Consider the following 26,514-nt stretch of genomic DNA (forward strand, 5'->3'; position numbering starts at 1 on the left):
CCTTTTGGGGCTGATCTCAAGGGGGTTACATGACAAGATTTCTTGTCGCGGTGGCAATCGCCACCGCAGCTGTTGGTTTGGTGTTTGCGGTTCCGCTCAAGGTCGAAGCGGAACATGGCAGCGCCATGGCGCAGGATCGCGCGCGTGTGGCACCGCCTCGAACCGGAGGCGTGAGGGGTCTGCTGACATCACTCCGCCCGCCCGCGAAGACGCCAAAGAAGCCGCGCCAAGTCGAATTCAGCCGCACCTGGGTTGATAGTCAGCCCAGTCCCAGTGGGGGAGCGGACTGGCAATGCCTGTCCGAGGCGCTGTATTTCGAGGCGCGCGGAGAGACCGTCAGGGGCCAGTTTGCGGTCGCCGAAGTTATCCTTAACCGCACGAAAAGCCCACAATACCCCCAGACGGTTTGCGGTGTGATTCGGCAAGGGACGGGGCGCAAGCATCAGTGCCAATTTTCCTATACCTGCGACGGCAACAAGGAAGTGATTGCTGAACCCCGCGCATTCGAACGTGTGTCCAAAGTCGCCCGTGCCGTTCTGGATGGGGCGCGGGTCAATCTGACAGATGGGGCGACCCATTACCACACCGTGAATGTCAGTCCGTCTTGGTCACGGGTTTTCACCCGGACCGCAGCCATCGGCGTACATTTATTTTATCGCGACAATTACAGGACTGCTCAGGCGCATTGATGCGGAACCGCAACCTGTCAATTATCTTGGCATAGTGCGAAAACATGGTTCAGATCAGCGCCGAACCACGCTAGAACGCTCGCGCATGGCCCGCTGGGCTGCTTTTCTTTCGCAATCCAAAAGGGCTTCACCAATATGAGCAGTGAAATCCGCAACGCCTTTGCGCATCCGTCCGAGCGGGCCGAGGCCAGCAATCCCAACGGACCGCTCGACCGCATTTCCCTACGCGATTACATCGTCGCGGTTGAAATCGGCGCGTTTCAAGCGGAACGTGGCACCATTCAGCGCGTGCGGTTCAATATTGTGGTCGAGGTACAACCTCTGACTGACGCGATTGATGACGATGTGGACCGTATCCTGTCATACGACCGCGTGACCGAAGCGATTGCCGATTCGCTGGCCGAAGAGCGGCTGAACCTGCTGGAAACACTGGCGGAACGCGTCGCCGGGCGGATCTTGCTGGAACCGCAGGCCGTGCGCGTGTTCGTACGGATTGAAAAGCTTGATCGCGGCCCTGGTGCGCTGGGCGTCGAAATTGTTCGCGCGCGCGACGCGCAGCCCGGTGAGGCCGGCGCACAGGAACGGCCCCAACCCAGACTGATGTTTTTGTCCAATGCAGCTATTGCCTCGCCCAACCTTTCGAGGTGGATTGACCAGCTCCGCGCCGATGGCCGCCCGCTGATCCTGTGTGTCGGAGCGCCTGACTTGGCTGCACCGCAGACCGGCCACCGAATGACCCAGCGTCGGATTGATCTGCTGGCGTTGGAGCAGAACGCCTGGATTCTGGCGGCGCGGGACGAGCGCTGCAAGGTTGTTGCGACCCGAACCGAACTGGACTGGGCGATAAAGAACGATCAGATCAGTATCTGGGCGCCGTCGAAAATCGTGCTCGATGCGGTTGATGGCCCCTCGGCGCATCGTGCCGATGCAGTGGCGCTCGCAGCGTGGTTTGCCACGACTTTCGAGGCAGAGGAAATCATCGTGATCGGGGCGGACGTGCCGGAGTTCCCGGGCCTGACTCTGCGCGCCGTGCCGGTCGATCAGGCGAAACTATGAGCGCGGCACGTTTTCGCCCGCTGGTTCAATTTGGCACGACCCGTCCGGACGGCGCATTGTCAGTGGCGGGCGGCCCGTTGTGGTTTACCCAGGTCGAACGTCTGGCCCGCGATGAGGCACCCCGTATCCTTCCCGCAACTCAGACCCCCGCGCCGGTGCGAAAGGCGCTGACCGCGCCCCGGTCCCCCATTGCCGGGCTGGAACTGGACACGCCTCGCATCATGGGCATTCTGAACGTCACACCCGACAGTTTTTCGGACGGTGGCCGCCACGCCGATCTGCAAAGCGCGCAGGCAGCGGCGCAGGCGATGTTGAAAGCCGGTGCCGACCTGATCGATATCGGCGGTGAATCCACGCGCCCGGGCTCGACCACGATCGCGGGTGCCGAAGAGATTACGCGAACCGTGCCGGTCATTGCCGCACTGCAGGCTGAAACCCGAGTTCCGATTTCCATCGATACGCGCAAGGCCGCAGTTGCGCAGGCGGCGCTTGATGCGGGGGCGGCTTTGGTCAATGACGTGTCGGCCTTTACCCATGACGATAAATTGGCCCCGCTTTGTGCGGCGCGCGGCGTGCCGGTCTGTGTGATGCACAGCCAGGGCGACCCGGCAACAATGCAGGACGATCCGCGCTATGACGATGTGCTGTTGGATGTTTATGACGCGCTGGAAGAGCGCATCAGCGCGTTGGAGGCCGTGGGCATCGCCCGCAGCAATATCATTGCCGATCCGGGAATTGGATTTGGAAAGACCCTTGCGCACAATCTGACGCTATTGCGCAATATTGCTGTATTTCACGGCCTTGGCTGTGCCTTGCTACTTGGTGTCTCGCGCAAAGGATTCATCGGTCATGTGGGGCAAGAACCGCGCGCGGATGCGCGCGCGCCGGGGTCCATCGCGGTAGGCCTGGCGGCCTTGGCGCAAGGTGTGCAATTTTTGCGGGTCCATGATGTAGCGGAAACGGTGCAGGCGGTCCGGTTGTGGCAGGCCGTGCATGAGGGCGGATATGAGGATCTAGATGCGTAAACTGTTTGGAACCGACGGCGTGCGTGGCGCCGCCAATACCCACCCAATGACCGCCGACATGGCGTTGCGCATCGGTGCTGCTGTCGGGCGCTATTTTCGGCGTGATAATGGCGGCGTGCATCGCGTCGTGATCGGCAAGGATACGCGCCTGTCGGGCTATATGTTCGAAAACGCGCTGACCGCAGGGCTGACCAGCACCGGCATGAATGTGTTGCTGCTGGGGCCGGTGCCAACGCCGGCTGTCGGCCTGATGACCAAATCGATGCGGGCGGATCTCGGGGTGATGATATCAGCCAGCCACAATCCGGCGCATGATAACGGGATCAAGTTTTTCGGCCCCGATGGGTTCAAACTGTCGGATCAGGTCGAAATCGAAATTGAAGCGCTGGTCGAATCCGGTGTCGAGCCGACCGCCGCCGACAGCATCGGCCGCGCCAAGCGGATCGACGATGCGCGGTTTCGTTATGGCGAACGGGTCAAATCCTCGCTGCCGCGTGACCTGATGCTGGAGGGCCTGAAAGTGGTCGTCGACTGCGCCAACGGCGCTGCTTATCGTGCCGCACCGGAAATCCTGTGGGAGTTGGGCGCCACCGTTATCCCAGTCGGAACCCAACCCGATGGCTTTAATATCAACCGTAATTGCGGCTCGACCAGCCCCGATGTGGCGGCACAAACCGTGGTTGCTCATGGGGCCGATGTGGGGGTCTGCCTTGATGGTGACGCTGACCGGGTGATCATCATCGATGAAACCGGTGAGATCGCCGATGGCGACCAGTTTATGGCGCTTCTGGCGACCCATTGGGCCGCCGAGGGCCGGCTTGCGGGCAATTCCTTGGTGACCACGGTGATGTCAAATCTTGGGCTGGAGCGGCACTTGGGCGAGCACGGGATTGCGCTTGAGCGCACCGCTGTCGGGGATCGCTATGTCGTTGAGCGTATGCGCCAAGGCGGGTTCAATCTGGGAGGCGAGCAATCGGGCCATATCGTGATGACCGATTTCGCGACAACCGGCGATGGGCTGATGGCTGGGCTACATTTTCTGGCCGAGATGTTGCGCTCGGGGCAGGTCGCCAGCACTTTAGCGCGCCAGTTCGAACCGGTGCCGCAATTGCTAAAAAACGTGCGCTATACGGCTGGCGAAGCGCCGCTTGATGCGCCAGGCGTCCAGACCGCGATTGCCGAAGCCGAATCCGCCCTTTCCGGACGCGGGCGGCTTTTGATCCGCAAATCCGGCACCGAGCCCTTGATCCGCGTCATGGCTGAATCCGAGGACGAGGCGCTGATGAATAACGCCGTGGACGGTGTCGTCGCGGCTGTTGAAAGCGTCAGCATCGGCTGAATAAAAAAACCCCGGCGAAACCGCCGGGGTTTGGGTTACTCAGGGCTTCTAAACCCTTAGTTCTTTTCCTTGTCGACCATCTTGCCGGCAGAGATCCAGGGCATCATGCCACGCAGGGTCTCGCCGACCTCTTCGATCTGGTGTGCGTCGTTCAAGCGGCGTGTGCCCTTGAAGAACGGCTGGCCGACGGCGTTTTCCATCATGAAGTCGCGCACGAACTTGCCCGACTGGATGTCGGCCAGGATACCTTTCATGCGGGCCTTGGTCTCGTCGTAAGGCAGGACACGGGGGCCGCTCACATATTCGCCATATTCGGCAGTGTTCGAGATCGAGTAGTTCATGTTGGCGATGCCGCCCTCATAAATCAGATCAACGATCAGTTTGACTTCGTGCAGACACTCGAAATAAGCCATTTCCGGCGCGTATCCGGCTTCGACCAGAGTTTCGAACCCGGCGCGGATCAGTTCGACCAGACCACCGCACAGAACCGCCTGCTCGCCGAACAGGTCGGTTTCGCATTCTTCGCGGAAGGTGGTTTCGATGATCCCCGAGCGGCCACCGCCGATGGCCGAGCAATAGGACAGGCCGATTTCCAGCGCCTTGCCGGTCGCGTCCCGGTCCACTGCCACCAGGCACGGCACGCCGCCGCCTTTGACATATTCGCCGCGCACCGTGTGACCGGGACCCTTAGGTGCCATCATGATCACGTCGATGCCTTCTTTCGGCTCGATCAATCCGAAATGCACGTTCAGGCCGTGGGCAAAGGCAATGGCGGCGCCTTCGCGGATGTTGTCATGGACGTATTTTTTGTATGTCTCGGCCTGCAATTCGTCGGGCATGGTGAACATGATCAGGTCGGCCCAAGCGGCGGCCTCGGCGATTCCCATGACCTGGAGACCCTCGGCTTCGGCTTTGGCGGCACTTGCCGAGCCGTCGCGCAAGGCAACGGCCACGTTCTTTGCACCCGAATCGCGCAGGTTCAAGGCGTGGGCATGGCCCTGGCTGCCATAGCCCAGAATCGCCACCTTCTTGTCTTTGATCAGGTTGATATCGCAATCGCGGTCATAATAAACGCGCATGTCAGGTATCCTTTCCTCTTGGTTCCGTAAACCTCTTACCGGATAGGGCGCGTGTTTGCGATTGCTTGACGGGTGATTTACGTCCTAAATGGCAAAAATCCATTCGCCCAAGTGGCATAACCCGAGAAAATCATGCTTGATGATCTGGATCGACGCATCCTGCGCCAGTTACAGGCCGACCCGACCCTGTCCACCGCCGATCTGGCCGCGCGCTGTCGCATCACCGCCGCGACCTGTTGGCGGCGATTGGAGCGCATGCAATCCAGCGGAATCGTCCGGGGGCAGGAGGCAGTGATCGACTGGGCGGCACTGGGTTATGCGGTCGAGGTGTCGCTGCGGGTGACGCTGGACAAGACCCAGCCGCGCGGGTTTGACGAGTTGATTGCCGCCGCGCGCGAGGTGCCCGAGGTGCTGGAGATCCAGACCTTTCTGGGCCGCGTCGATTTGCGTCTGTCAGTGATCGCGCGCGATATGGCGCATTACCAGCAAGTCTATCGCGACCGTATCCTGACCCTGCCGCATATCGCAGATATCGAGGCGTTGATGTTGATTTCCCGCGTGAAAAGTGACGAGGCGCTACCGATATGATCGAATTGGATGAGATCGATCGCCAATTGCTGCGGGCGCTTGCTCAGGATGTCACCCAAAGTGCGGGGGCATTGGGGCGGCGGTTCGGTCTGTCACAACCGGCCACTTGGCGGCGAATCCGGCGGCTGCAAGACAGCGGCGCGATCAGCGGGCGGCGCTTGCGGTTGGACAAGGCTGCGCTGGGCTTTGGCGTCACGGTTTTCCTTGGTATCAAGTTGGCCCGTAAGGGTCATGTCAGCCTCGAGGACTTCGAGCGCGCAGTCAGCGCCATCCCCGAAGTGCAGCTAGTCGAACACGTGCTGGGCCTTTATGATTACCGCCTGCGCATCGTCGCGCGCGATCTTTCTGATTTCGAACGTGTCTTGCGCCACCGCATTATGACACTGCCCGGCGCCGGCGAAGTCGAGGCCAATGTGGTTCTCAGCGAGGAGCGCCGCCCCGGACCCTTGGGATAGGCTTTGCAAATGATATGTCATGCAGGATATGCAGGGCAAAACTTTACGGAGAATAAAATGGCATTACTTGAAACTATTGACCCAGAGGGGCTTGAAGAATTTTCGGTCGTTTTTACCGACCGTTCGCTGAACCATATGTCGCAAACCTTTCAGCAGGTGATGCGTGATATTTCCGGCATGCTGAAAGAGGTCTATAAAGCCGATGCGGTGGCGCTGGTACCCGGTGGCGGCACCTATGCGATGGAATCCGTCGTGCGCCAGTTTGCACAGGACACCGACGTTTTGGTAGTGCGCAACGGCTGGTTCTCATATCGATGGAGTCAGATTTTCGAAACCTGCGGGCTGGGCCGCGACAGCCGTGTGCTGAAGGCCCGCCAGACCGGTAACGACCGTCCGGCGCCTTTCGCTCCGGCCCCGATCGAACAGGTTGTGCAGGAAATCCACGACATGCGCCCCGGCGTGGTGTTTGCCGCGCATGTGGAAACAGCCGCAGGGGTGATCCTGCCCGATGATTACATCACCGCAATGGCTGAAGCCGCGCATGAGGTCGGCGCATTGATGGTTCTGGATTGCATCGCTTCCGGCTGTGCCTGGGTCGATATGCAAAAAACCGGCGTGGATGTTCTGATTTCGGCCCCGCAAAAAGGTTGGAGTGCATCGCCTTCGGCCGGGCTGGTAATGCTGTCGCCGCTGGGACAGGAACGCCTTGAGCAGACCCAGTCGAACAGTTTCTCGCTGGATTTGAAAAGATGGCGCGAGGTCATGGCCACCTATGAATCCGGCGGACATACCTATCACACGACCATGCCGACAGATGCGCTGCGCGCGTTCCGCGACACCATGATCGAAACCCGTGATTACGGATTTGACCGGCTGGAAAAGGCGCAGTGGAAGCTTGGCAATGATGTGCGGGCGATGCTGCGCGAACGTGGCATCGTATCGGTGGCCGCCGAAGGCTTCGGGGCTCCGGGCGTGGTGGTGAGCTATACCGAAGATTCGGGTGTGCATAATGGCTCGAAATTCGCCGCAGAAGGCATGCAGATCGCCGCTGGCGTGCCGCTGGCCTGTGACGAGCCCGAGGATTTCCGCACGTTCCGTCTGGGTCTGTTTGGTTTGGACAAGCTCTATGATGTGGACGCCACCGTGGCGCGTCTGGAAAAAGTACTCGACAAGGTGTTGTGAGAATAAGGGCGCGCGGGATCAGCGTGCGCCCAATCCCATCTGCATCAGCATCCGCCGTATTGCAGGCAATGCATAAAGCGCGTTCAGGCTCAATGCGCGCGCATCGCGCATGGGTCGCGCGCCCGCCATTGATACGCGGTTCAGCAGGTCGATCCCCTGCACCCGTAGCTTGATATTATTCATCCGGGCACGGTGGTACGCATCCAGCATCTGCTGATCGCCCAACCCATCGCGCCGTGCCTCGGCAAGGTCCAGCAGGCAGCGCAGATCGGCCAGCGACATATTCAGTCCCTGCGCGCCGATCGGGGGCACCACATGTGCGGCCTCGGCCATCAGTGCCAGACGCTCGCCGCTCATGGTTTCGGCCCTTTGGCTGATGATTGGCCAGATCGTGCGCCGCGACGCCAAGGTCAGCGGGCCAAGCAGATGGCACGAGCGTTCAGCCATCGCGGCCTCGAAGGCGTTGGTTTCCATCTCAAACAGATCGCGGGCACGGGGGCCGCGCTCCATCCAGATCACGGCAGACGAGGGCTTCCCCTGATAGTCGGGCAAGGGCACGAAGGTGAAGGGGCCACCGCTGCGGTGGATTTCGGTCGAAATATTTTCATGCGGTTTGGGATGGGTCACGGCAAAGGCCAGCGCCTTTTGCCCATATCGCGTGGTATGCACCCTGATTCCTGCCGCCTGCCGCATCGGGGAATCGCGCCCATCGGCAGCGATGACCAGCCGGGCGCGGACACGGGCGCCATCGCTCAGCGTTATCCGGGCGCTTTCGGTTCGGGTGAAAAGCTGCGCTGTGCCGATACTGGGGCGAAATTCCACATTGGCCAGATCGGCCAGTCGCGCCAGAAGTTCGCGCCGTAACAGCCAGTTGGGCAGGTTCCAGCCAAACTGGTCGTCAGAAAGATCAGCGGAGCTGAACTCACGGGTGACCCGTGGTTCGGGCTGGGTGCCGCCGGCATCGATAATTCGCATGATCCGCAGGGGTGTGGCATAGGGTTTCAGCCGCTCCCATAATCCGCAGCGATCCAGCAGGGCGTGCGCCGGTTGCAAAAGGGCGGTGGTGCGCAGGTCCGATCCTTCGGTGTCGCGTTCGGTTATGGGCGCGGTGGGATCGACGCAAATCACGTCGAATCCGGCACTTCCGAATGCCGCCGCTGCGGTCAGCCCGGCGATTCCGCCACCGGAAATCAGGATGTCAGTGTCACGCATGGCGGCCCTTTAGTGTGATGACCGCAAGATAGCTTTGTCCGGTTTCCGGTACCAGTGGCTTATCGGTTGCGATTAACCCCGTGTGATCAGCAATAGCATGACATAGACCACCGGAACCAGCCCAACGGCAGGAAGGTAAAGCCCCGGAAGACCCCAAGTGACGACGCTTGCCCCCCAAGCGAGGAGAAATGCAAAGACGCCCACCATGATCCGGACAGCAGTGGCGGTATCGCGCTGTTCCTGCGTCTTTTGACTGTTGGTTTCGTGGCCACTGTCCACAGCGCCTTCAAGAGGATCTGCAAATGTCATGTCGATAATCTTTCGAAAGTTTTGGTTCGCAATCCTGCACATAACCATCTTGCGCGTGGATTGCGGTAGTGCGTTTTGTCGCAGTCAGACCAATTTGGACAGGAACATCGTCAGGTCGTCGGTATGGTGATGAACATGATCGCCCGGATCACGTTCGGGGGCGACATGCACGGTGCGCATTCCCATAGCGTGCGGCGCAGAGAGGTTGCGGGCGTCGTCCTCGAACATGGCCGCCTTATCTGATTGCAATCCGTCAAGGGCGAAAACGGTCTCGAAAGCCTCGCGTTCAGGTTTGGGGCGGAAATCGGCGTGTTCGACACCGTAAATTGCATCGAACAGCCCTGACAACCCCCGCGCCGCGAGTACCTGTTCTGCATAGGGCGCGCTGCCATTTGTATAAATAATGCGCCGGCCCGGCAGGTCAGCAATATGTCCAGCCAGCACCGCATCCGGTTCCAGATGATCAAATGAGATGTCGTGCACATGCGCCAGATAAGGCACCGGGTCGATTCCGTGCTCGCGCATCAGCCCCGCCAGTGTGGTGCCGTAGGTACGCCAGTAACGATAGCGCAGCCGATCGGCTTCGCTCTGGGTCAGGTTCAGGGTGTCCATGATATATTGCGCCATGCGCGCCCGGACCTGATCGAACAATCGTGCATGGGGCGGATAGAGAGTGTCGTCGAGATCAAACACCCAATAGGCGACATGCGAAAAATCAGATTTGACCATAGTCGAGGATTTAGGCCGCCGGCTCAAACAATGCAATGGCAAGGGTTGATCGTCTGCGATAGTGCCATGTAAGACAGGTCTGATTGCGAAAAGGGGTGATACCGTCATGGATAATTCTCGATCACAGCCCGTCGATGTATATGACATGATTCTCGATGCGATTGACGCTGGCATTTACGGGCCCGGCGACCGCTTGGTTGAAAGTGAGTTGGCCGAGCGCTTCGGCGTGTCTCGTACGCCGATCCGCGAGGCGTTGCAGCGCCTTGAGACGCAATCTCTGCTGGAGCGCGATGGCCGTTCGATGATTGTGGCGTCGCTCGATCACAATCAGATGGCCGAGCTTTATGTCGTGCGTCGCGAGCTTGAAGGTTTGGCCGCGCGTCTGGCCGCGCGCCATGCCACCGCCGAGGAAATCACGATATTGCGCGAGATGGTGAACAGCGATGACCAACTCGTGAAGGATCCGGCCGCGCTATCGCGGGCCAACCGGCGGTTCCATCAGCAGATCCATCTGGCCTCGCATAACCGTTATCTGGTGCAACAGTTGGATCTGGTGCATCGTACCATGGCCCTAATGACCACCACTTCGCTTGCTGTTGAGGGACGCTGCGAAATTGCCCAAAGCGAACATGACGGGATCGTGTCTGCCATCGAAGCCCGCGATGAAAAAGGGGCGGAAAAGGCGCTGCGTGACCATATTTCGGTCGCCTTCATGACGCGGTTGAAGCAGGATGCGGATGCGCGCGAACGCATGTCCTGACCGATCAGCAGGGCGGAGTGTCCGGGGCGGCCTGACCGTGCTGGGTCTTATCCCAATAGAATGGTCGGAACAGCAGTTCATATAGTGCCTTGTATGCGGCGATGCAGCCCAAAGGAAAATACAGGACCAGAGTTGGGACATAGGGCATGAGAAAGCGCCGCTCGCGGCGTGACACGCTGATCAGCCCGATCACGATACTTACTCCTTCGACAGCAATGAACATTGCGCTGACCGTGGCCACAAGGGCAGGCGAAAATGTATCTTTCATGGGATGCGGCAGGCCCAGTAGAATCAGCCAGAACGACCATAGAACGGGAGCCAACAGGAACTGACTTAACGTGCCGATGAAAAATGCCTGCACGCCAAGAAATCTCCATAGTCCGAGATCGCTTAACAGTCGGGCGGGGTTTCTCATATGAACCAGATAGGTCACCATGAATCCCTTGAGCCAGCGTGACCGTTGCTTGACCCAGGGCCAAGGCCGGCAATTGGCTTCTTCATAGGTCGTGGATTGAAGCATTTCGGTGCGGTATCCGGCCCGACACAGCCGCACGCCCAGATCCGCGTCTTCGGTCACGTTATGGGCGTCCCATCCCCCCAATTGTTCAAGCACGTCGCGCCGGAAGAACAGTGTCGTGCCGCCCAATGGCACCACCAATCCCAGCCGTGCGATGCCCTGCAGTACGATACGGAACCAAGCGGAGTACTCGATGGTAAAACACCGAGCCAGCCAGTTCGTGCGGGGGTTATAGTAATCGAGGACGCCCTGAAGGCAGACCACGTCGGGCGGGACGGTGGCGAAATGGGCAACAGCAATTTCGATCTGGTCGCTTTCGGGGGCATCCTCGGCATCCCAGACACCGATGATCTCGCCGTGGCAGAAATCCAAGGCATAGTTCATCGCCCGTGGTTTTGTGGTCAGCCCGTCATGGGCGGGAACTTCGATTAGACGGATCCAATCGGGCAGCGAGTATTTATCCAGTGTCGCGCGGGTTGTGTCGTCTTCTTCCTCAAGTACCAGAACCACATCCAGCAAAACCTTTGGATAGGTTAGCAGTTCAAGGCGGCGCAGCAGATCACCGATGATCTCACCCTCATGAAAAAGCGGCACCAGAACCGAAACATGGGGCAGTCGGAATGTGGCCTCTGATGTCGCTGTCGCAAGGGGGCGCCTCTGTTGTCCGATCTGCGAGAGGTGCGCGCAAGCGGCGACGGTCTTTAGGATTGCGAACATGACCAGCGAGCTGATCGCAAGCAGACTGAGTCCCGTGAACATTGTTACCGGAGCGACAATCAGCGCCGCGAGCGTAAGGGTCAGCATTGCTAGCAACACTGCGCGCTTGCGATGTTTCCAAGTGCGGCAACTATATTGCTGCGCCACCCGTTCGCTTGCTGCTATTGCCAAATCGGTGCGGAATTCACGCGCAATCGCAGTGGCAATGGCGTGCTCTCCGGTCAGCACCGGTGTCACATGAATGAACACGTCGCTCAGACGATTGCGGATCAATTCGAAACGATCCGGGCGGCAGGTGGCAATCATGACGGTATCGCCCGGTTGCTGCCACGGTATCACACGATGATGCAGCCAGAACTCGGCCGGCAGGCGGCGGCATAATGTTGTGTCGGGCGGTATGCTTTCGAGGTCGACGAGGGACAGGCTGTATTGAGCGGCCAGCGCCGCTTCAAGCGTCTGGCGTGTGATCCACCCCTCGGCCATGAGGATTTCGCCGATGGGCGCGCCCAGTCGCAATTGCAACTCCAGCGCCTTGAGTAACTGATCGGGGCGGATCGCGCCCATTTTTACCAGATGGTGCCCGAGCGGCGCATGCGGCTCGGACCGTGACGCGACCGGGCGATTGATATCAAGGAGCTGCAACTGGCTCCGCATAAGTGCATCCGACACACATCATTTCAGATACGCATCACCCTGCACGGCCCGAGGTTAACACACGGTTAAAGAGTTAATATTTTGATATTAGACTAATCAGGGCTGTTGGCGGCCCGCCATGACATTGGCGAAGCGGTCGAAAAGATAGAAGCTGTCCTGCGGTCCGGGGCTGGCCTCAGGATGATGCTGTACCGACCAGACGGGGCGATCCACCATGCGGATGCCGCAATTCGAACCGTCAAACAGCGAGACATGGGTTTCCAGAACGCCATCGGGCAGCGACTGGCTGTCGACGGCAAAGCCGTGGTTCATGCTGGTGATTTCAACCTTGCCGGTCTCGACGTCCTTGACCGGGTGGTTCGCGCCGTGATGGCCGTGGTTCATCTTGATTGTGCGCCCACCGAGCGCCAGCGCCAACAATTGATGCCCAAGGCAGATTCCGAAAACCGGCACGTCGGAGCGGTCAAGAACCTCGCGGATCATCGGCACTGCATACTCGCTCGTCGCCGAGGGGTCACCTGGGCCATTGGACAGAAACACCCCATCTGGCGAATGGGCCAGCACCTCTTCGGCGGTTGCGGTCGCAGGCAGAACGGTGACGTCACAGCCGACCGAGGCCAGACAGCGCAGGATGTTACGTTTGGCGCCGTAATCTATTGCGACCACTTTGTGCTGTGGCTGGGTCTGGCGTTGATAGCCCTCTGGCCAAGCCCAGCGCATTTCATCCCAGCGATAGGATTGCGCGCAGGTAACCACGCGTGCGAGATCCATGCCCTCGAGGCCGGCAAACCCGCGCGCGGCGGCGATCAGCGCCGGTACGTCGAAATCACCCGACGGGTCATGCGCCAGCGCAACATGGGGCGCGCCCTGCTGCCGAATCGCGCGTGTCAGGCGGCGGGTATCGACGCCACCAATGGCGATGCGCCCGCGCTTTTTCAGCCAAGTCTTCAGTGTCTCGGCGCTGCGCCAGTTGCTGGGCGCGGTCGGATCCCATTTTACCACCATGCCTGCAGCCACCGGATCGGCCCCTTCATCGTCTTCGGGGGACACACCTGTATTGCCAATATGAGGAAAGGTGAAGGTGATGACCTGCTGCGCATAAGAAGGATCGCTCAGGATCTCCTGATAGCCGGTCATTGCAGTGTTGAATACCAGTTCCGCCACCGTCTGGCCGGTTGCGCCAAATCCGGTGCCATAGAACACGGTGCCGTCAGCCAGTGCAAGGCAGGCTGTTGGCTTGGGCAGGGCAGGCTGTGCCATGGCGCGTCTCTCATCTGTTCAGGGCAAATCGGGGAACATCTATGCGGCGGCAGGACCCGGGTCAAGGCGCTCTGGGCCAATGTGCCCCGCGATAGCAGGTTGTGCCGGATGCGCGGTTTCGATAAGTTCCGCTCTCTGGCGATCCACGATGATAGAGGCGGAATGATGGATATGCGCACACGGATCAATGACGCGATAAAGCAGGCGATGAAGGACAAAGCAGCGACCCGCTTGTCGACATTGCGCCTGGTCAATGCTGCGATCAAAGATCAGGATATCGCCGCCCGAATGCAGGATGGTGATGACGGGGTCGGTGATGCCGAAGTCTTGGCGATCCTGAGCAAGATGACCAAACAGCGGCAGGAAAGCGCGCGCGCCTATGAAGAGGGCGGGCGGCTGGATCTGGCTGAGCGCGAACGCGAGGAAATCGAGATTATTGCTGAATTCCTGCCCCGCCAGTTGAGCGAGCAGGAGGCCGAAGACGCCGTGCGCGAAGCGGTCGCGCGTACCGACGCGGAAACGATTCGCGACATGGGTAAGGTGATGGCCGACCTCAAAGCGCAGTATGGCGGGCAGATGGATTTCGGCAAGGTTGGTGCGAAGGTCAAGCTGCTGCTGAGCGGTAAGTAAATAGCCACGTGCCTTTAATTACGTGGGGGCAGCTTGCGCGAGAGCTCATCAAAAAGCGCCACCCGTTCGTCTTCGGACAGGAATGCCCCGATCTCGACCTCACGCCCGCCGCCATGCAGGGTAACGTAGTAAGGCACCGGACCGTTAGAATCGTGCATTTCGGGGCGCACCCAATAGCGGTTACACTTCCACTCTTGCCGGACCCCGCGCGGATTGAGGCGCAGCAGGTGCGCCGTTGTGTCGGACAGCGTCAGGATTTCAAGGATCTGCGCATTGCGCCGACTGCGATCCAGAGCGAACCAAATCCCAGCAATTGCGATCATCACGAATGGCAGTATACCCCACAATAGCGCGGTCCCTAGCAGTCCGATCACAGGCAGCAGTATCAGTGCGAAGGTTCCCCCGATGAACCACGCATAACCGCGCGGCGGCAGCGATTGATGCGGCCACAGATGCAACTCTTGCTGCGCGGGCGCGTCTTCGCCGGTTTTCATCCAGTTATAGGGCATAATTGAAAAGAGTTTAGCATAGGTTCACGCTCTGTCGAATCCTGTTGAGAAGGGGTTCCTAGGCTGTGAACGGCAGGAGGCCAGCACAAACACGCACGCCACCTGATCAAGGGCAAACCACATCAGCGAAAATCCAGACTTGCAAACAGATACGGCCCCGGCAAGCTCTGCCGGGGCCGTATCCAGATCATATCATCACGCAGGTTGCGCTCAATGGGCGTGGCCCTTGTCCCAGTCTTCGCGCTTGGGCAGCTGCTCGAACGTGTGCTCGGGTGGCGGGCTGGCCACGGTCCACTCGAGCGTGTCCGCATATTCGTTCCACGGATTACGCTCGGGCGAGCGGGCTCCGCGGGTCAGCGTATAGAAGACGACCCCGATGAAGAACACGAAGGAGGCAAAGGACAGGAACGCGCCCCAAGACGACCAGTAGTTCCAGAATGCATAGCCTTCGGGATAGTCGATATAGCGGCGCGGCATGCCTTGACGACCCAGGAAGTGCTGCGGGAAGAAGGTCAGGTTGGTCCCGATGAAAAACAACCAGAAGTGCACTTGGCCAGCCCATTCGGGATACATGCGACCGCTCATCTTGGGCAGATAGAAATAGACGCCTGCGAAGATCGCGTAGGCCGCGCCGAGGCTCATCACATAGTGGAAATGGGCGACCACGTAATAAGTGTCGTGGTAGTAGCGGTCCACGGCGGCTTGTGACAGCACGATGCCAGTGACACCACCGACGGTGAACAGGAACAGGAAGCCGAACGCCCACAACATAGGGGTACGGAATTGCACCGAGCCACCCCACATTGTGGCGATCCAGCTGAACACTTTGATGCCGGTCGGTACCGCGATGGTCATGGTTGCAAGTTGGAAATAGGCTTGCTGGTTCAGCGACATGCCTACGGTGTACATGTGGTGTGCCCAAACGATAAAGCCCAGCACTGCAATCGCGATCAGCGCCCACACCATCGGCAGATAGCCAAAGATCGGTTTGCGCGAGAACGTGGCGATGACATGGCTGATGATACCGAAGCCCGGCAAGATCACGATATACACTTCCGGGTGGCCAAAGAACCACAGGATGTGCTGGTAGAGAATCGGATCGCCGCCGCCGGCCGGGTCAAAGAAGGTAAAGCCAAAGTTGCGATCCATCAGCAGCATGGTGATGGCGCCGGCCAGCACGGGCAGGGCCAGAAGGATCATCCACGCGGTGACGAAGACGGACCATGCAAAGAGCGGCACTTTGAACAGCGTCATGCCGGGAGCGCGCATGTTCAGGAAGGTGGTGATCATATTGATCGCCCCCAAGATTGAAGAGGCGCCCGACAGGTGCACCGCAAAGATCGCAAGATCCATCGACAGGCCGGCTTCAGTGGTCGAAAGTGGCGGATAAAGAACCCAGCCAACTCCGGATCCGAGCTGATCATTGCCGCCCGGAGCCAAAATCGAACAAACGGCCATGACAACGCCAGCCACAAAAAGCCAGAACGACAGGTTGTTCATCCGCGGAAACGCCATGTCCGGCGCCCCGATCTGCAGGGGCATTAGGTAGTTGCCAAAGCCACCGAACAGTGCTGGAATTACCACGAAGAACATCATCAGGATACCGTGGCCGGTCACCAAGACGTTCCACAGGTGGCCGTTGGGCGTGCATGCGGCTGCAGAGTCGGCAACCAGCCGAGCGCCCTCCATACACATGTATTGAACGCCGGGCTCCATCAGCTCTAGGCGCATATAGACGGTGAATATCACCGAGACGAGACCAACCAGACCGGATACAAAAAGATAAAGTATCCCGATGTCCTTGTGGTTTGTGGACATAAACCAGCGGGTGAAGAAACCGCGCTGATCTTCGTGCTCGTGACCATGGATGACTGCGTCCGTCATATGGGTCTCCTGTTGAAATGGACGCCGCTCCGGCAGGGCAGGCGCGAATTATACCCTAACTTCTAGAATGACCGTATGCGCGCTTCAATGGTGGAGTTTGATCTGAAACAATATAAATTGCTGGCTTGGGCAGTGAATAGCGCCAAAAGAGCCGCTTGACCTGTGTGCACCCAGCCCCCAAAACCGAAGAAATTTCCGAGAAAACCACTATGAAAGGTTCGCTGATATGAGTTACGATTCCGACAATATATTTGCCAAGATACTGCGCGATGAAATCCCCTCGTCTCGCGTCTACGAGGATGACGAGACTTTGGCGTTCATGGATATCATGCCGCGCGCCAACGGCCATGTTCTGGTGATTCCAAAGACACCTTGCCGCAATATCCTTGATGCCAGCGAGCAGCAGCTTGCGTCGTGTATGGCGACTGCTCAGAAGCTCTCTCATGCGGTTATGACGGCGTTCGGTGCTGGCGGCGTGACCGTGCAGCAATTCAACGAGGCAATCGGCGGGCAGGAGGTGTTTCACCTGCACTTCCATATCTTGCCCCGATACCCGGGCGTCGCGCTGTTGCCGCCGGGGCAGATGGAAGACACGGAAGTGCTGACCGCCAATGCCGAAAAGATCCGCGCCGCGCTGGCTGATGGGTGATGGCTGAGCCGCAGGATGCGGTTGCGGTGATTCTCGCGTCCCCTGCCAGAAAAGGCGTCGGTTGCGCCAGACCCGCAATGATCCCACATGTTGTCGGAACTGGACTGTAATCGGGATGGCTGCACCGAGGCGCCGTTCGTTGGGCCTTGAGACGGCGCAGAGCCAAAATTCTCATGGCGCGATCCGAGACAAGAAGCGCGGCGATTGCCGTCAGGTTGACAGGTTCGGCACCATCTGACTGATTGGGTCCGCCTACTCAAGTAATTAGGTTTCGCGCCGTATCAGCGGGACGTCCGTTCGCATGGGCGGCATGTGGTTTGCAACCTTCTTGGCATCACCAGCATCCGCAGCGAATAAAACGCAAGAACGAGGTATCGAATGTCCACGCCCACACTGGTTCAGCAGCACAATACCGGCGTCGGAATGATCATGATGATTGTGGCGATGCTGCTGTTGCCGATGGGTGACAGTTTTTCCAAGTCGCTGACCGCGATCATGCCCGCGGCGGAGGTAACGATGTGGCGCCTGTTGTCGCAGGCAGTTTTCCTGATTCCGGTGGCGGTCGTCCTGCGTCGGCGCTTACATGGGCGGATGTTCTCGCCGGTCGTGGCGCTGTCCGGATTGCTGATCACGATCACGTTGCTGGGTTTGATCGGGGCCTTTGCCAAGATGCCGATTGCCACGGCGATCTCGATCTTTTTTGTCGAGCCGCTGTTGTTGACGCTGCTGGCCGGTCCGCTGCTGGGGGAGAGGGTAGGACCGCGTCGTATTGCTGCGGTTGTGGTCGGTTTGATCGGGGCCTTGATCGTAATTCGGCCCGGATTTACGACTTTTGGCTTTGTCGTGATCTATCCGTTGATTGCGGCGGCAAGCTATGCGCTGAACATGATCGTCCTGCGACGTGCCAGCGGAACGCGCTCGGGGTTGACCGTGCAATGCGGCGCATCCGCCTATGCAGGTGTCGGTATGTTGCTGGCAATGATCTTCTGGTACGGACCGGAAGTCGTAACCGAGGCTCCGGCGACCTTTCCTTTGTGGGCCTGGGGCGCGATTGTGGCGGCAGGCGGCCTTGCCGCAACCAGTTTCGTACTGATCGCCGAGGCATTCCGCCAGGTTGAGGCCAGCACATTGGCACCGTTTCAGTATCTTGAAATCCTTGGAGCGACTGCGGTGGGCTATATGGTTTTTGGTGATTTCCCCGATGCAATGACCTGGTTGGGCGTCGCCATCATCTTGGCTTCGGGGATCTATGTGTTCTATCGAGAAAAAAAGGTGGCGACCGCCGAGACCAAGGCGCGCAGCGGGGGGCGGTAAGCAAAGTCCTACGGTCAGTTGCTGGCTTCGCCTATCTGGTCAGCTTTTTGCGCCCCTTGCGTACCCATCGGCTCATCCGGCGCCGGAGGTGGTGTCATGACCCGTCTGTGCCTCTATTGCGGCGTTGATTTCGGCCCCCAGCAATACGACGAGGGCCGAGATCCACAGCCATAGCAACAACACGATAATACCGGCGAGCGATCCGAAGCTTTCGTTATACGAACTGAAATTGCTCACGTAGGTCGAAAATCCCGCCGACGCCGCGATCCAAAGCAAGCAAGCCGACACTGCGCCTGGCGTCACCCATTTCCATTCGGGACGGTCCCGTGAAGGGCCAACGCAATACATCACTGACAGCCCCAAGAGTAACAGGATAAGCATCACGATCAGGCTGCCGGCAGTCACGGTGAATTTCGCGCCCGCGCCCAGTGGCAACAGCCCGAGTACAGCCGGCAAAGCGAGAGTCAGCCCAATGGCCAAGATAAAGCCGATGATCAGCAGCAGGGTCAGGCCGAACGTAAGCGCCTTGAGCTTGATAAAGCCGCGTTTTTCCTTCTCGTCATAGGCAACGTTCAATCCTTCGAGCAGGCTACCCACCCCCTTGGATGCGGAATAAAGCGCGATGAGAATACCGCCGATTGCTGCCAACCCAAGACCACCAGTTTCACTGCCGGCCACTTTCTGCGCCTGTCCGATGACGATTTCGCTGACATCGGCGGGCAGGAAACCCGACAAATCGTCAAGCTGCGCGACAATATCCGAAGGATCTAAAACCAGACCGGCGATGGCTATGAACGCGGTAATTGCGGGGAAAAGCGCAAGAAGCGCATAAAACGCGACCCCCGCAGAAATCAGCGTGACGTGGTCCTCGGTGACCTTGCACTTTAGGCGCATTGCGATGTCTTTCCATCCCTTTGCGGGGATGCGGCTCGGTGTCTCTGGGTGGCGACCACGGTCCATGAAAAGCTCCTGCTGCTTTAGCGCGCCGGCCCGCTGTTAATGTGGGCCGACAAAAAGGATCAGGACCTGGGATTGCCCAGACCCTCTTTGTTGGCGTTATGTTTAACCGGTATCTGCCATTCGCTCGGCCGCCGACTTTGTCTTGTCTGCGGCGGCTTGGGCTGCGGTCTTATCGCCCGGTGCGCGCTCGTCGATTTCCTGTAAGGTTTCATCGGCGACCTTCTGTGCTTCGGACAACCTAGCATAAACGACTCTTCCGGCCTTCGCGCACTCTTCTTCGTAGAAATATTTGATCGCCTGTTCGATTTCGGACGGGGATCTGTGGTTATTCGTCATCTTAAACCTCATTAAAGGTCTTTACGTCGCGTTCAACACTCTTCACCGTTCTGAACGGTCTACGCAGGAAAGTTTTAAATCACTCAACCCCTTGCTCTGCAGCGGGAAGGCGATAACGGCCAGCCCCACGCCCACAATCAGTTCGCTCCAGCCAGCGTCAATCCCGGCCTCGGTGGCGCGGCGACTAACGCGGCGCTCAGCACGTTCAGTATGGCAGGAGCGATGACCGCCGCCCCAACCGCAGTCACAGCAAAGCCGACCAGCGTGCGGTACCGCCTAAAAATACGAGCGGGTTGTTGCGGGGGAAGTCGCTGAGGTCGCGGGCCGATTCGCCCCGATCCTTATTGCGGATCGTGCCCGACGCATCGGCTAAACCTTCAAACTTCATCTCCTCCAAGGCTTAGAGTCTTGACAGCCTAGAGGGACCATGACCCGAAAAATGGCTGGGCAGAGAACCGGCTGGACCCCGAATGAGGACGCAGCCGGCCCCGATGGCGAACAAAAAAATCCCCCGCAGAGTTCTCTGCGAGGGGTTCGAACCGAATGGCGGTGGGTCAGGGGGTCTTGCGACCTTTGACCGGTGCCCACAGGCGCTTGTTTGTCAGGTAAAGCAGAACCGACAGGATCGTCAGGAACAGCACACCGATAAACCCGGCCTGCTTGCGGGCCATCATCTTGGGTTCGGCGGCCCACATCAGGAAAGCCGAAACATCGACCGCCATGGCGCGCATATCGTTGGCGTGACCATCGGCAAACTCCACTTGCTCATCGAACAGTGGCGGCGCCATCGAGATCCAGCCCCCTGGAAAAGCGGTATTCTCATAGAATAGCGTGCCCGCCTCTTCCTTTTCTTCACCGGTATAGCCGACCAGAAGTGATGCGATGTATTCTGCCCCGCCCATCCCTTTGAACAGCTGGTTAAGCCCCAACCCGTAAGGGCCGTGAAAACCGGCACGCGACTTGGCCATCATGCTCAGGTCAGGAGCTCCCATTGCCGTGTTGGCAGGGAAATGGTCGGTCGGAACTGCTGGCCGATAGTCGTCGAGTTCGGAGTCGAACACTTCGAACGTTTCCGCTGCATAGGCTCGTACCTGATCCTCGGACATGGTTGGTCCGCCATCTTCCGACAACGAGCGCAGCGGCACATATTGCAGACCATGGCAAGCTGAACAGACCTCGGTATAGACCTGAAGGCCGCGTTGCAGCTGGTGTTGATCATAGGTGCCGAACGGGCCTTCGAATGAGAAGGCAAAGTCTTCGATATGTTGCTCACCCTCTGCCGCCAAAGCGGCGGCAGGGGCAAGCGCGATGGCAAAGACGGCACCGATTGCGGTTTTCTTGAACATGCTCCCGGTCCTTTTCTTATTCGGCAGGGGTGGTGTCGGGCTGGGTCTTGGTATCGCCGACATTGGGTGCGTAATGAGACTGGAAATCCTCTTCGATCGTGGCCGGCGGAGTATCCGGCTTCTCGATCACCCCCAGCAGCGGCAGGATCACCAGGAAATAGGCGAACCAATAGGCCGAGCCGATCAATGAGAAGGTCGCATAGGGCTCTTCTGCGGGCATTGCACCCAGCCACATCAGCACGAAGAAGTCGATCACCAAAAGAGCGAACCACCACTTGAACATCGGACGATAACGACCCGACCGTGTGCTGGAGGTATCCAGCCAGGGCGCCAGCGCGATCACCAGAATCGCTCCGAACATGGCAAGCACACCGAAGAACTTGGCGTCGATGATGCCACCAGTCAGGAAGGAGGCAATCTGCACCACCCAGACTTCGCCGGTAAAGGCGCGCAGGATCGCGTAGAAGGGCAGGAAGTACCATTCGGGCACGATATGCGCGGGCGTGACCAGCGGGTTGGCTTCGATATAGTTATCGGGGTGACCTAGATAGTTTGGCATAAAGCCAACGACCGCCCAGAAAACCGTCAGGATCACCGCCAGCGCGAACAGGTCCTTCATCACGAAATAGGGCCAGAAGGGCAGGGTGTCTTTCTTTGCCTCGGCTTTCGAGGAGCGGCGCACTTCAACGCCGGTGGGGTTATTGTTGCCGGTGCTGTGGAAGGCCCAGATATGCACGATCACCAGCCCCGCAATCACGAAGGGCAACAGGTAGTGCAGGCTGAAGAACCGGTTCAGCGTGGCATTATCCACCGCCGGTCCGCCCAGCAGCCATGTTTGCAACGCTTCACCAACGAAGGGGATCGCCCCAAACAGGCCAGTAATCACCGTGGCACCCCAGAACGACATCTGTCCCCATGGCAGCACATAGCCCATGAAGCCGGTTGCCATCATCAGCACAAAGATCAGCATGCCGATGATCCACGTGATCTCACGCGGGGTCTTGTAGCTGCCATAATAGAGGCCGCGGAAAATATGCGCATAGACGGCGATAAAGAACAGCGAGGCACCGTTGGTATGGATATAGCGCAGCATATGCCCGCCATTCACGTTGCGCATGATGTGTTCAATCGACGCAAACGCCTGATCGACATGCGGCGTGTAATGCATGGCCAGTACGATACCGGTGACGATTTGCAGCGCCAGACAGAAGGCCAGAACGATGCCCCAGATCCACATCCAGTTCAGGTTTTTGGGGGTCGGGATCATCAGCGTGCCGTAGATCAGGCTGAGGACCGGCAGGCGGCTTTCGACCCATTTTTCGCCACGGGTCTTTGGCTCGTATTGATCGTGCGGAATACCGGACATTTGTTGTTTCCTTATCCCAGTTGGATCGTTGTATCGTCGACAAAGGACGCGACGGGAATGTGCAGGTTTTCCGGTGCCGGACCTTTGCGGATGCGTCCCGCAGTATCGTAATGCGAACCATGGCAGGGGCAGAACCAGCCGCCATATTCGCCTGCACCATCGCCGATTGGAACACAGCCCAAGTGGGTGCAGACACCGATCATCACCAGCCATTGCTCTTTGTCATCGATGACGCGGTTGATATCCGATGCATCGGTGCCGGGTTTGTTGGGGTTCTCCGAGGTCCGGTCAATCAGGTCGGTGAGAGCAACCGCTTTGGCAGCTTCGATTTCTTCTTGGGTTCGATAACGGATGAAGACCGGCTTGCCGAGGTATTTCACCGTGAGCTGGGTGCCTTCTTCGACACCGCTAATATCGACATAAATCGAAGAAAGGGCCTGCACATCAGCAGAGGGGTTCATCTGATTAACCAGTGGCCAGATAGCGGCACCTGCGGTCACGGCTCCGGCGCCTGCGGTGGCATAGTAGAGGAAATCTCTCCGGGTGCCTTCGTGGTCTTCTGCGTGGGACACGAGGTTTTGCTCCATTTCCTGCGCCCGTCACCGGGCATGGGTCTGCGCCGCATTGCGCGACATATATGCGCGGGTGTCTAGCGGCGCAGTGCGCGTTCGTCCAGTCGTGATGGCCCCACAGAGGGGCGATTCGTGTTTGCTGTCACCGATTTGCCGCGTTGCGGGCCACGGGGCGGATCAGCCTGTGCCACCTAAATAGGCCCGGAGTGCAGCGGGCGGATTGTCCAGCAGCGGCCCGGTTTCCTGCGGCGCTAGGGCAACACCTTCGTCCACCAGAATGATCTGGTCAGTAATACGGCGCGCGTCCGCCGGGTCATGGCTAACCATCAGCACGGTGGCCCCGGTTTCCGCCGAAAGCTCCGTTACCAGATCCAGCATCGCATGTTTCAGCGCCGGTCCCAGCGCGGCAAAAGGTTCGTCCAGCAACAGCAAGGGCCGGGCCTGCACCAACACTCGCGCTAGTGCGGCGCGGCTTTGCTGCCCGCCGGACAGTTCGGCGGGCTTGCGCGCCTCTTTCCCCTCCAGGTCGACGCGGGCGAGGGCGTCGCTCACGCGAGCTTTCTGCTCGCCGTTCAGGCGCAGGTCTGGACGCAGGCCCAGCCCGACGTTCTCCGCGATGGTGAGATGGGGAAACAGGTTGCCGTCTTGAAACAGCATCGCCACAGGGCGCTTGCCGGGTGCAGCCGTGGTCATGTCCTGATCGCGCCATAGGATGCGACCTTGCGTGACCGGCAGAAATCCGGCGATGCCTTCGATCAATGTGGACTTGCCCGCACCCGAAGGCCCGATCACCGCGATGCGGTGGCCGGATTCTATCGCCAGATTGGCGGTGACGTTGAACGGGCCATTGCGGATAATCGCGTTTTCAAGCCTCAGCATGGCCGCGCCCCCCGCGATCGAAAATCCAGAACAGCGCCATCGACAGCGCGAGCAGCAATAACGCCGCGCCAGCAGCCGCTTGCATTTGATAAGCTCCCATCAACCGATAGATTTGTAGCGGGAGCGTCGTGCGTTCGGGCGAAGCGAACAGCGCGATCACGCCAAGATCGCCCATCGACAGGGCGGCTGCAAGCCCGGCGGCAAATCCGATCTGCGCGCGCATCCGCGGCAGCAATATTCGCAGCAGGAATAACGTGCTGCTCATATCCAGCGACAACGCCAGCCGCCCGTTTTGCGCCACAATCTGACGTGCGCGGGGAATAAGAATGCGTAGCGCAAAGGGCAGGGCCATCACCGCATTGACGAGCGCCGTCAAAGGCAGGGCCAGCGCAAAAACATCCGTGACCGGATGCAGAATGACAAACAGGCCGGTCCCGATGACAAGCGGCGACACCGCCAGCCCCAGCAGCCCGGCCAGTTCGATCGCGCCACCACGACCGGCGGCGACCGTTGCTGCCATTGGCAGCGCCAGCAGCAGCATCGCAACCGTACTGGCCAGCGCCACCAGTACCGAATTCAGCGCGGCCTGCCAGACGCTGGCCGGCAAACCGGGCAGACCCGCTGCGCCCGAGGTGATGATCGCGGCCAGCGGCAACATCAGGAACAGCGCCGCCAGGGCGATCAGCGCGCCATCCAGCAGACGATGACCAAATGTATTGGCGTCCCAGCGTTGCACCGGACGCTCCAGTCCGCCGCCAAACCCATCGCCCCGCCCCAGCTGCAGCGCGACCAGCGCCGCCGCTACGGTCAGCGCGATCTGCACACAAGACAATAACGCCGCCCGGCCCAGATCGAAGTCAAAGCGGAACGCCTGATAGATTGCCAGCTCGATGGTGGTGGCGCGCGGCCCGCCACCCAGCGTCAGTGCGACGGCAAAACTGCTGAGGCAAATGGCAAAGATCACCGTTGCAGCACTGGGAACGACGCGCATCAACATCGGACGCTCCAATAATCGCCAGATCTCGCGCGGTCCCGCGCCCAGTTGCGCAGCAAGACGGAACCGCTCGGCGGGGATCTCTTGCCAGCCTTGCAGGATCAGCCGCGCCGCCAGCGGCAGGTTAAAGAACACATGCGCCAGCACCACGCCATGCAGGCCATAAATCTGCACCGGCGGCAGGTTCAGCACTCCCAGCGCCGTGCTGATCCAGCCCGCCCGCCCGAACACCGTCAGCAGCCCCAGAACGGCCACGATCACCGGCAGGATGAATGGCGCGCCCAACAGCCCAACCAGCGCCCGCCGTCCGGCAAAGCGCCGCCGCGCCAGCGCCCGTGCCACCGGCACCGCCAGCGCAACACTGATCAAGGCCGAAAGCACAGCCTGCACGACCGTGAACCGCACCGCCGCCCAATCTGCCGGGCGCAATCCCGCGCCGGGCTCGGCGCGCAAGGCCACGGCAACCAAAGCCCCAAGGATCAGCGCCCCGACCAGTGTGCCCGTGGACCAGCCCGGCCAGCGGGCTAGCGGGACAGCGCGGTCAGCCATTCATCCAGCGCCAAGTCGCGCAGCGCTGCGGCCTCATCGGAGGGCAGCAACAAAACCTGTTCGGCGGGGAGCGGCGTGCCGAACCCCTCGGGCAATCCACCCTCGGGCAGCACGGCGGGATACATCCAGTTGCCGGTCATTATCGCGGCCTGTGCTGCATCGCTCAGCATGAATTGCAGGAATTGCTCGGCCAGTTCTGGCTGGTCGCTGCTGGCCAGTTTCGCAGCCACCTCGATCTGCGCGTAATGGCCTTCATCAAAGACCGCCGCGGTCTTGCTGTCATCATCCTCGGCAATCCGGTGATAGGCGGGGGAGGTGGTGTAGGACAGCACCATGTCAGCCTCGCCATTCAGGAACAGGCCATAGGATTCGCTCCAGCCCTTGGTGACGGTCAGAATATTGTCGGCTAGCTTGGCCCAGATTTCCGGTGCCGCGTCGCCATAAGCCGTCTTGATCCAGAGCAGCAGCCCCAGACCGGGCGTGGACGAACGCGGGTCCTGAATCACGATCTTAAGATCGCTCTCGGCCAGATCTCGGAAGTTGGCCGGTGCCTTGAGGTCGGTATTGTGCACAAAGGCAAATAGCCCCCAGTCATAGGGCACGAAAACCGGATCGTCCCATTCCACTGGCAGCGCGTATTCGGCGTCGACACCGCTTTCTGCGAACAACCCGCTGCCGCGCGCCGGGTCGATCAGGCTGGTGTCCAAACCCAGCACCACGTCAGCCTTGCTGCGCGCGCCTTCCAGTCTCAAGCGCGCCAATAGTGCCGCTCCGTCGCCCGCACCGACCAGGTTCAGATCACAGCCGCATTGCGCCTCAAACGCCTTCTCGATCTTCGGGCCCGGCCCGAAATCGGAAACGAAGCTGTCATAGGTGTAAACCGTCAGTTCCGGCGTCTGCGCACCGGCGGCGGTGGCGCAAAGAAAGCCCGCTGCGATCGCGAGTCGTTTCATTC

At 59.6% G+C, this 26,514-nt stretch carries 28 protein-coding genes; 11 read left to right on the forward strand and 17 right to left on the reverse strand.

What is annotated here, in order from left to right:
• Positions 1 to 29 precede the first annotated feature (29 nt).
• The 4 genes from JAO82_RS11650 (at position 30) to glmM (ending at position 4,109) form a co-directional block, all read left to right on the forward strand.
• Positions 30 to 689 carry a cell wall hydrolase gene (locus tag JAO82_RS11650; RefSeq protein WP_198686560.1) on the forward strand — a complete coding sequence of 220 codons (660 nt, stop codon included), beginning with the start codon at positions 30 to 32 and terminating at the stop codon, positions 687 to 689.
• Positions 690 to 824: 135 nt separating this feature from the next.
• Positions 825 to 1,745 (forward strand): dihydroneopterin aldolase, encoded by a 921-nt coding sequence (locus JAO82_RS11655; RefSeq protein ID WP_198686561.1) that lies wholly within the window; start codon positions 825 to 827, stop codon positions 1,743 to 1,745.
• Complete coding sequence (folP, locus tag JAO82_RS11660; RefSeq protein WP_198686562.1) at positions 1,742 to 2,770, forward strand: dihydropteroate synthase; 1,029 nt, start codon at positions 1,742 to 1,744, stop codon at positions 2,768 to 2,770. The genes JAO82_RS11655 and folP overlap by 4 nt, the downstream gene beginning before the upstream one ends.
• The gene (glmM, locus tag JAO82_RS11665) at positions 2,763 to 4,109 is read left to right on the forward strand and encodes a phosphoglucosamine mutase (protein WP_198686563.1); all 1,347 of its coding nucleotides are present in this window, start codon (positions 2,763 to 2,765) and stop codon (positions 4,107 to 4,109) included. Before folP ends, glmM begins: the two co-directional genes overlap by 8 nt.
• A 56-nt stretch (positions 4,110 to 4,165) precedes the next feature.
• Here glmM and ilvC read toward each other — a convergent pair whose 3' ends face one another.
• The gene (gene ilvC, locus JAO82_RS11670) at positions 4,166 to 5,188 is read right to left on the reverse strand and encodes a ketol-acid reductoisomerase (protein ID WP_198686564.1); all 1,023 of its coding nucleotides are present in this window, start codon (positions 5,186 to 5,188) and stop codon (positions 4,166 to 4,168) included.
• A gap of 132 nt (positions 5,189 to 5,320) precedes the next feature.
• Between ilvC and JAO82_RS11675 the strand changes: the two genes are divergently transcribed.
• The 3 genes from JAO82_RS11675 to JAO82_RS11685 are packed head-to-tail and all read left to right on the forward strand — an operon-like array spanning position 5,321 to position 7,413.
• Positions 5,321 to 5,776, forward strand: coding sequence for an Lrp/AsnC family transcriptional regulator (locus JAO82_RS11675; RefSeq protein WP_198686565.1), 456 nt, complete (start codon positions 5,321 to 5,323; stop codon positions 5,774 to 5,776).
• Entirely contained in the window at positions 5,773 to 6,231 is a 459-nt protein-coding gene (locus tag JAO82_RS11680) for an Lrp/AsnC family transcriptional regulator (protein ID WP_198686566.1), read from the forward strand. Before JAO82_RS11675 ends, JAO82_RS11680 begins: the two co-directional genes overlap by 4 nt.
• Before the next feature lie 57 nt (positions 6,232 to 6,288).
• Positions 6,289 to 7,413: an aminotransferase class V-fold PLP-dependent enzyme gene (locus tag JAO82_RS11685; protein ID WP_198686567.1), complete on the forward strand. Its 1,125-nt coding sequence runs from the start codon at positions 6,289 to 6,291 to the stop codon at positions 7,411 to 7,413.
• An 18-nt stretch (positions 7,414 to 7,431) separates the two neighbouring features.
• On the opposite strand, the gene JAO82_RS11690 is transcribed toward JAO82_RS11685, so the two are convergent.
• The 3 genes from JAO82_RS11690 to JAO82_RS11700 all read right to left on the reverse strand — a co-directional run bounded on the left by JAO82_RS11690 (position 7,432) and on the right by JAO82_RS11700 (position 9,663).
• Positions 7,432 to 8,625, reverse strand: coding sequence for a UbiH/UbiF family hydroxylase (locus JAO82_RS11690; protein WP_198686568.1), 1,194 nt, complete (start codon positions 8,623 to 8,625; stop codon positions 7,432 to 7,434).
• Positions 8,626 to 8,697: 72 nt separating this feature from the next.
• Positions 8,698 to 8,934 carry a hypothetical protein gene (locus tag JAO82_RS11695; RefSeq protein WP_232897365.1) on the reverse strand — a complete coding sequence of 79 codons (237 nt, stop codon included), beginning with the start codon at positions 8,932 to 8,934 and terminating at the stop codon, positions 8,698 to 8,700.
• 84 nt (positions 8,935 to 9,018) lie between these two features.
• Positions 9,019 to 9,663 carry a pyrimidine 5'-nucleotidase gene (locus tag JAO82_RS11700; RefSeq protein ID WP_198686569.1) on the reverse strand — a complete coding sequence of 215 codons (645 nt, stop codon included), beginning with the start codon at positions 9,661 to 9,663 and terminating at the stop codon, positions 9,019 to 9,021.
• A 106-nt stretch (positions 9,664 to 9,769) separates the two neighbouring features.
• Between JAO82_RS11700 and JAO82_RS11705 the strand changes: the two genes are divergently transcribed.
• The gene (locus JAO82_RS11705) at positions 9,770 to 10,423 is read left to right on the forward strand and encodes a GntR family transcriptional regulator (RefSeq protein ID WP_232897366.1); all 654 of its coding nucleotides are present in this window, start codon (positions 9,770 to 9,772) and stop codon (positions 10,421 to 10,423) included.
• 4 nt (positions 10,424 to 10,427) lie between these two features.
• Here JAO82_RS11705 and JAO82_RS11710 read toward each other — a convergent pair whose 3' ends face one another.
• Together JAO82_RS11710 and carA are read right to left on the reverse strand one after the other, a co-directional pair.
• Positions 10,428 to 12,311, reverse strand: coding sequence for a glycosyltransferase (locus JAO82_RS11710; RefSeq protein WP_198686570.1), 1,884 nt, complete (start codon positions 12,309 to 12,311; stop codon positions 10,428 to 10,430).
• Positions 12,312 to 12,407: 96 nt separating this feature from the next.
• A complete protein-coding gene (carA, locus tag JAO82_RS11715; RefSeq protein WP_198686571.1) occupies positions 12,408 to 13,571 on the reverse strand; it encodes a glutamine-hydrolyzing carbamoyl-phosphate synthase small subunit in 1,164 nt (387 codons plus the stop codon).
• A gap of 165 nt (positions 13,572 to 13,736) precedes the next feature.
• Here carA and JAO82_RS11720 point away from each other — a divergent pair, with 165 nt between their 5' ends.
• Positions 13,737 to 14,201, forward strand: coding sequence for a GatB/YqeY domain-containing protein (locus JAO82_RS11720; RefSeq protein WP_198686610.1), 465 nt, complete (start codon positions 13,737 to 13,739; stop codon positions 14,199 to 14,201).
• Between the two features lie 14 nt (positions 14,202 to 14,215).
• Here the strand turns inward: JAO82_RS11720 and JAO82_RS11725 are convergent, their stop codons facing one another.
• Both JAO82_RS11725 and JAO82_RS11730 read right to left on the reverse strand, forming a co-directional pair.
• Positions 14,216 to 14,710: a DUF2244 domain-containing protein gene (locus JAO82_RS11725; protein WP_198686572.1), complete on the reverse strand. Its 495-nt coding sequence runs from the start codon at positions 14,708 to 14,710 to the stop codon at positions 14,216 to 14,218.
• A gap of 210 nt (positions 14,711 to 14,920) precedes the next feature.
• Positions 14,921 to 16,594, reverse strand: coding sequence for a cytochrome c oxidase subunit I (locus JAO82_RS11730; RefSeq protein WP_198686573.1), 1,674 nt, complete (start codon positions 16,592 to 16,594; stop codon positions 14,921 to 14,923).
• A 226-nt stretch (positions 16,595 to 16,820) separates the two neighbouring features.
• Between JAO82_RS11730 and JAO82_RS11735 the strand changes: the two genes are divergently transcribed.
• Complete coding sequence (locus JAO82_RS11735) at positions 16,821 to 17,243, forward strand: HIT family protein (protein ID WP_198686574.1); 423 nt, start codon at positions 16,821 to 16,823, stop codon at positions 17,241 to 17,243.
• A gap of 378 nt (positions 17,244 to 17,621) precedes the next feature.
• On the forward strand, positions 17,622 to 18,557 hold the full coding sequence (locus JAO82_RS11740) for a DMT family transporter (RefSeq protein WP_232897367.1): 936 nt from the start codon (positions 17,622 to 17,624) through the stop codon (positions 18,555 to 18,557).
• A 72-nt stretch (positions 18,558 to 18,629) separates the two neighbouring features.
• Here JAO82_RS11740 and JAO82_RS11745 read toward each other — a convergent pair whose 3' ends face one another.
• The 9 genes from JAO82_RS11745 to thiB all read right to left on the reverse strand — a co-directional run bounded on the left by JAO82_RS11745 (position 18,630) and on the right by thiB (position 26,512).
• Positions 18,630 to 19,517, reverse strand: a complete 888-nt coding sequence (locus JAO82_RS11745; protein ID WP_332872524.1) for a YihY/virulence factor BrkB family protein — start codon at positions 19,515 to 19,517, stop codon at positions 18,630 to 18,632.
• A 102-nt stretch (positions 19,518 to 19,619) separates the two neighbouring features.
• Positions 19,620 to 19,853: a hypothetical protein gene (locus JAO82_RS11750; RefSeq protein WP_198686575.1), complete on the reverse strand. Its 234-nt coding sequence runs from the start codon at positions 19,851 to 19,853 to the stop codon at positions 19,620 to 19,622.
• Between the two features lie 244 nt (positions 19,854 to 20,097).
• Positions 20,098 to 20,241: a hypothetical protein gene (locus JAO82_RS11755; RefSeq protein WP_198686576.1), complete on the reverse strand. Its 144-nt coding sequence runs from the start codon at positions 20,239 to 20,241 to the stop codon at positions 20,098 to 20,100.
• A gap of 166 nt (positions 20,242 to 20,407) precedes the next feature.
• Positions 20,408 to 21,199, reverse strand: a complete 792-nt coding sequence (locus JAO82_RS11760; RefSeq protein WP_198686577.1) for a cytochrome c1 — start codon at positions 21,197 to 21,199, stop codon at positions 20,408 to 20,410.
• A 16-nt stretch (positions 21,200 to 21,215) separates the two neighbouring features.
• Positions 21,216 to 22,565 carry a cytochrome b gene (petB, locus tag JAO82_RS11765; protein ID WP_198686578.1) on the reverse strand — a complete coding sequence of 450 codons (1,350 nt, stop codon included), beginning with the start codon at positions 22,563 to 22,565 and terminating at the stop codon, positions 21,216 to 21,218.
• Between the two features lie 11 nt (positions 22,566 to 22,576).
• Positions 22,577 to 23,137 (reverse strand): ubiquinol-cytochrome c reductase iron-sulfur subunit, encoded by a 561-nt coding sequence (gene petA, locus JAO82_RS11770; RefSeq protein WP_198686579.1) that lies wholly within the window; start codon positions 23,135 to 23,137, stop codon positions 22,577 to 22,579.
• 177 nt (positions 23,138 to 23,314) lie between these two features.
• Positions 23,315 to 24,016, reverse strand: a complete 702-nt coding sequence (locus JAO82_RS11775) for a thiamine ABC transporter ATP-binding protein (protein ID WP_198686580.1) — start codon at positions 24,014 to 24,016, stop codon at positions 23,315 to 23,317.
• Entirely contained in the window at positions 24,003 to 25,559 is a 1,557-nt protein-coding gene (locus JAO82_RS11780) for an ABC transporter permease family protein (protein ID WP_198686581.1), read from the reverse strand. The genes JAO82_RS11775 and JAO82_RS11780 overlap by 14 nt, the downstream gene beginning before the upstream one ends.
• Positions 25,535 to 26,512, reverse strand: coding sequence for a thiamine ABC transporter substrate binding subunit (thiB, locus tag JAO82_RS11785; protein WP_198686582.1), 978 nt, complete (start codon positions 26,510 to 26,512; stop codon positions 25,535 to 25,537). Before thiB ends, JAO82_RS11780 begins: the two co-directional genes overlap by 25 nt.
• Between the last annotated feature and the right edge of the window lie 2 nt (positions 26,513 to 26,514).

This window comes from Pontibaca salina (assembly GCF_016307205.1).
GTDB classification, from domain to species: Bacteria; Pseudomonadota; Alphaproteobacteria; order Rhodobacterales; family Rhodobacteraceae; genus Pontibaca; species Pontibaca salina.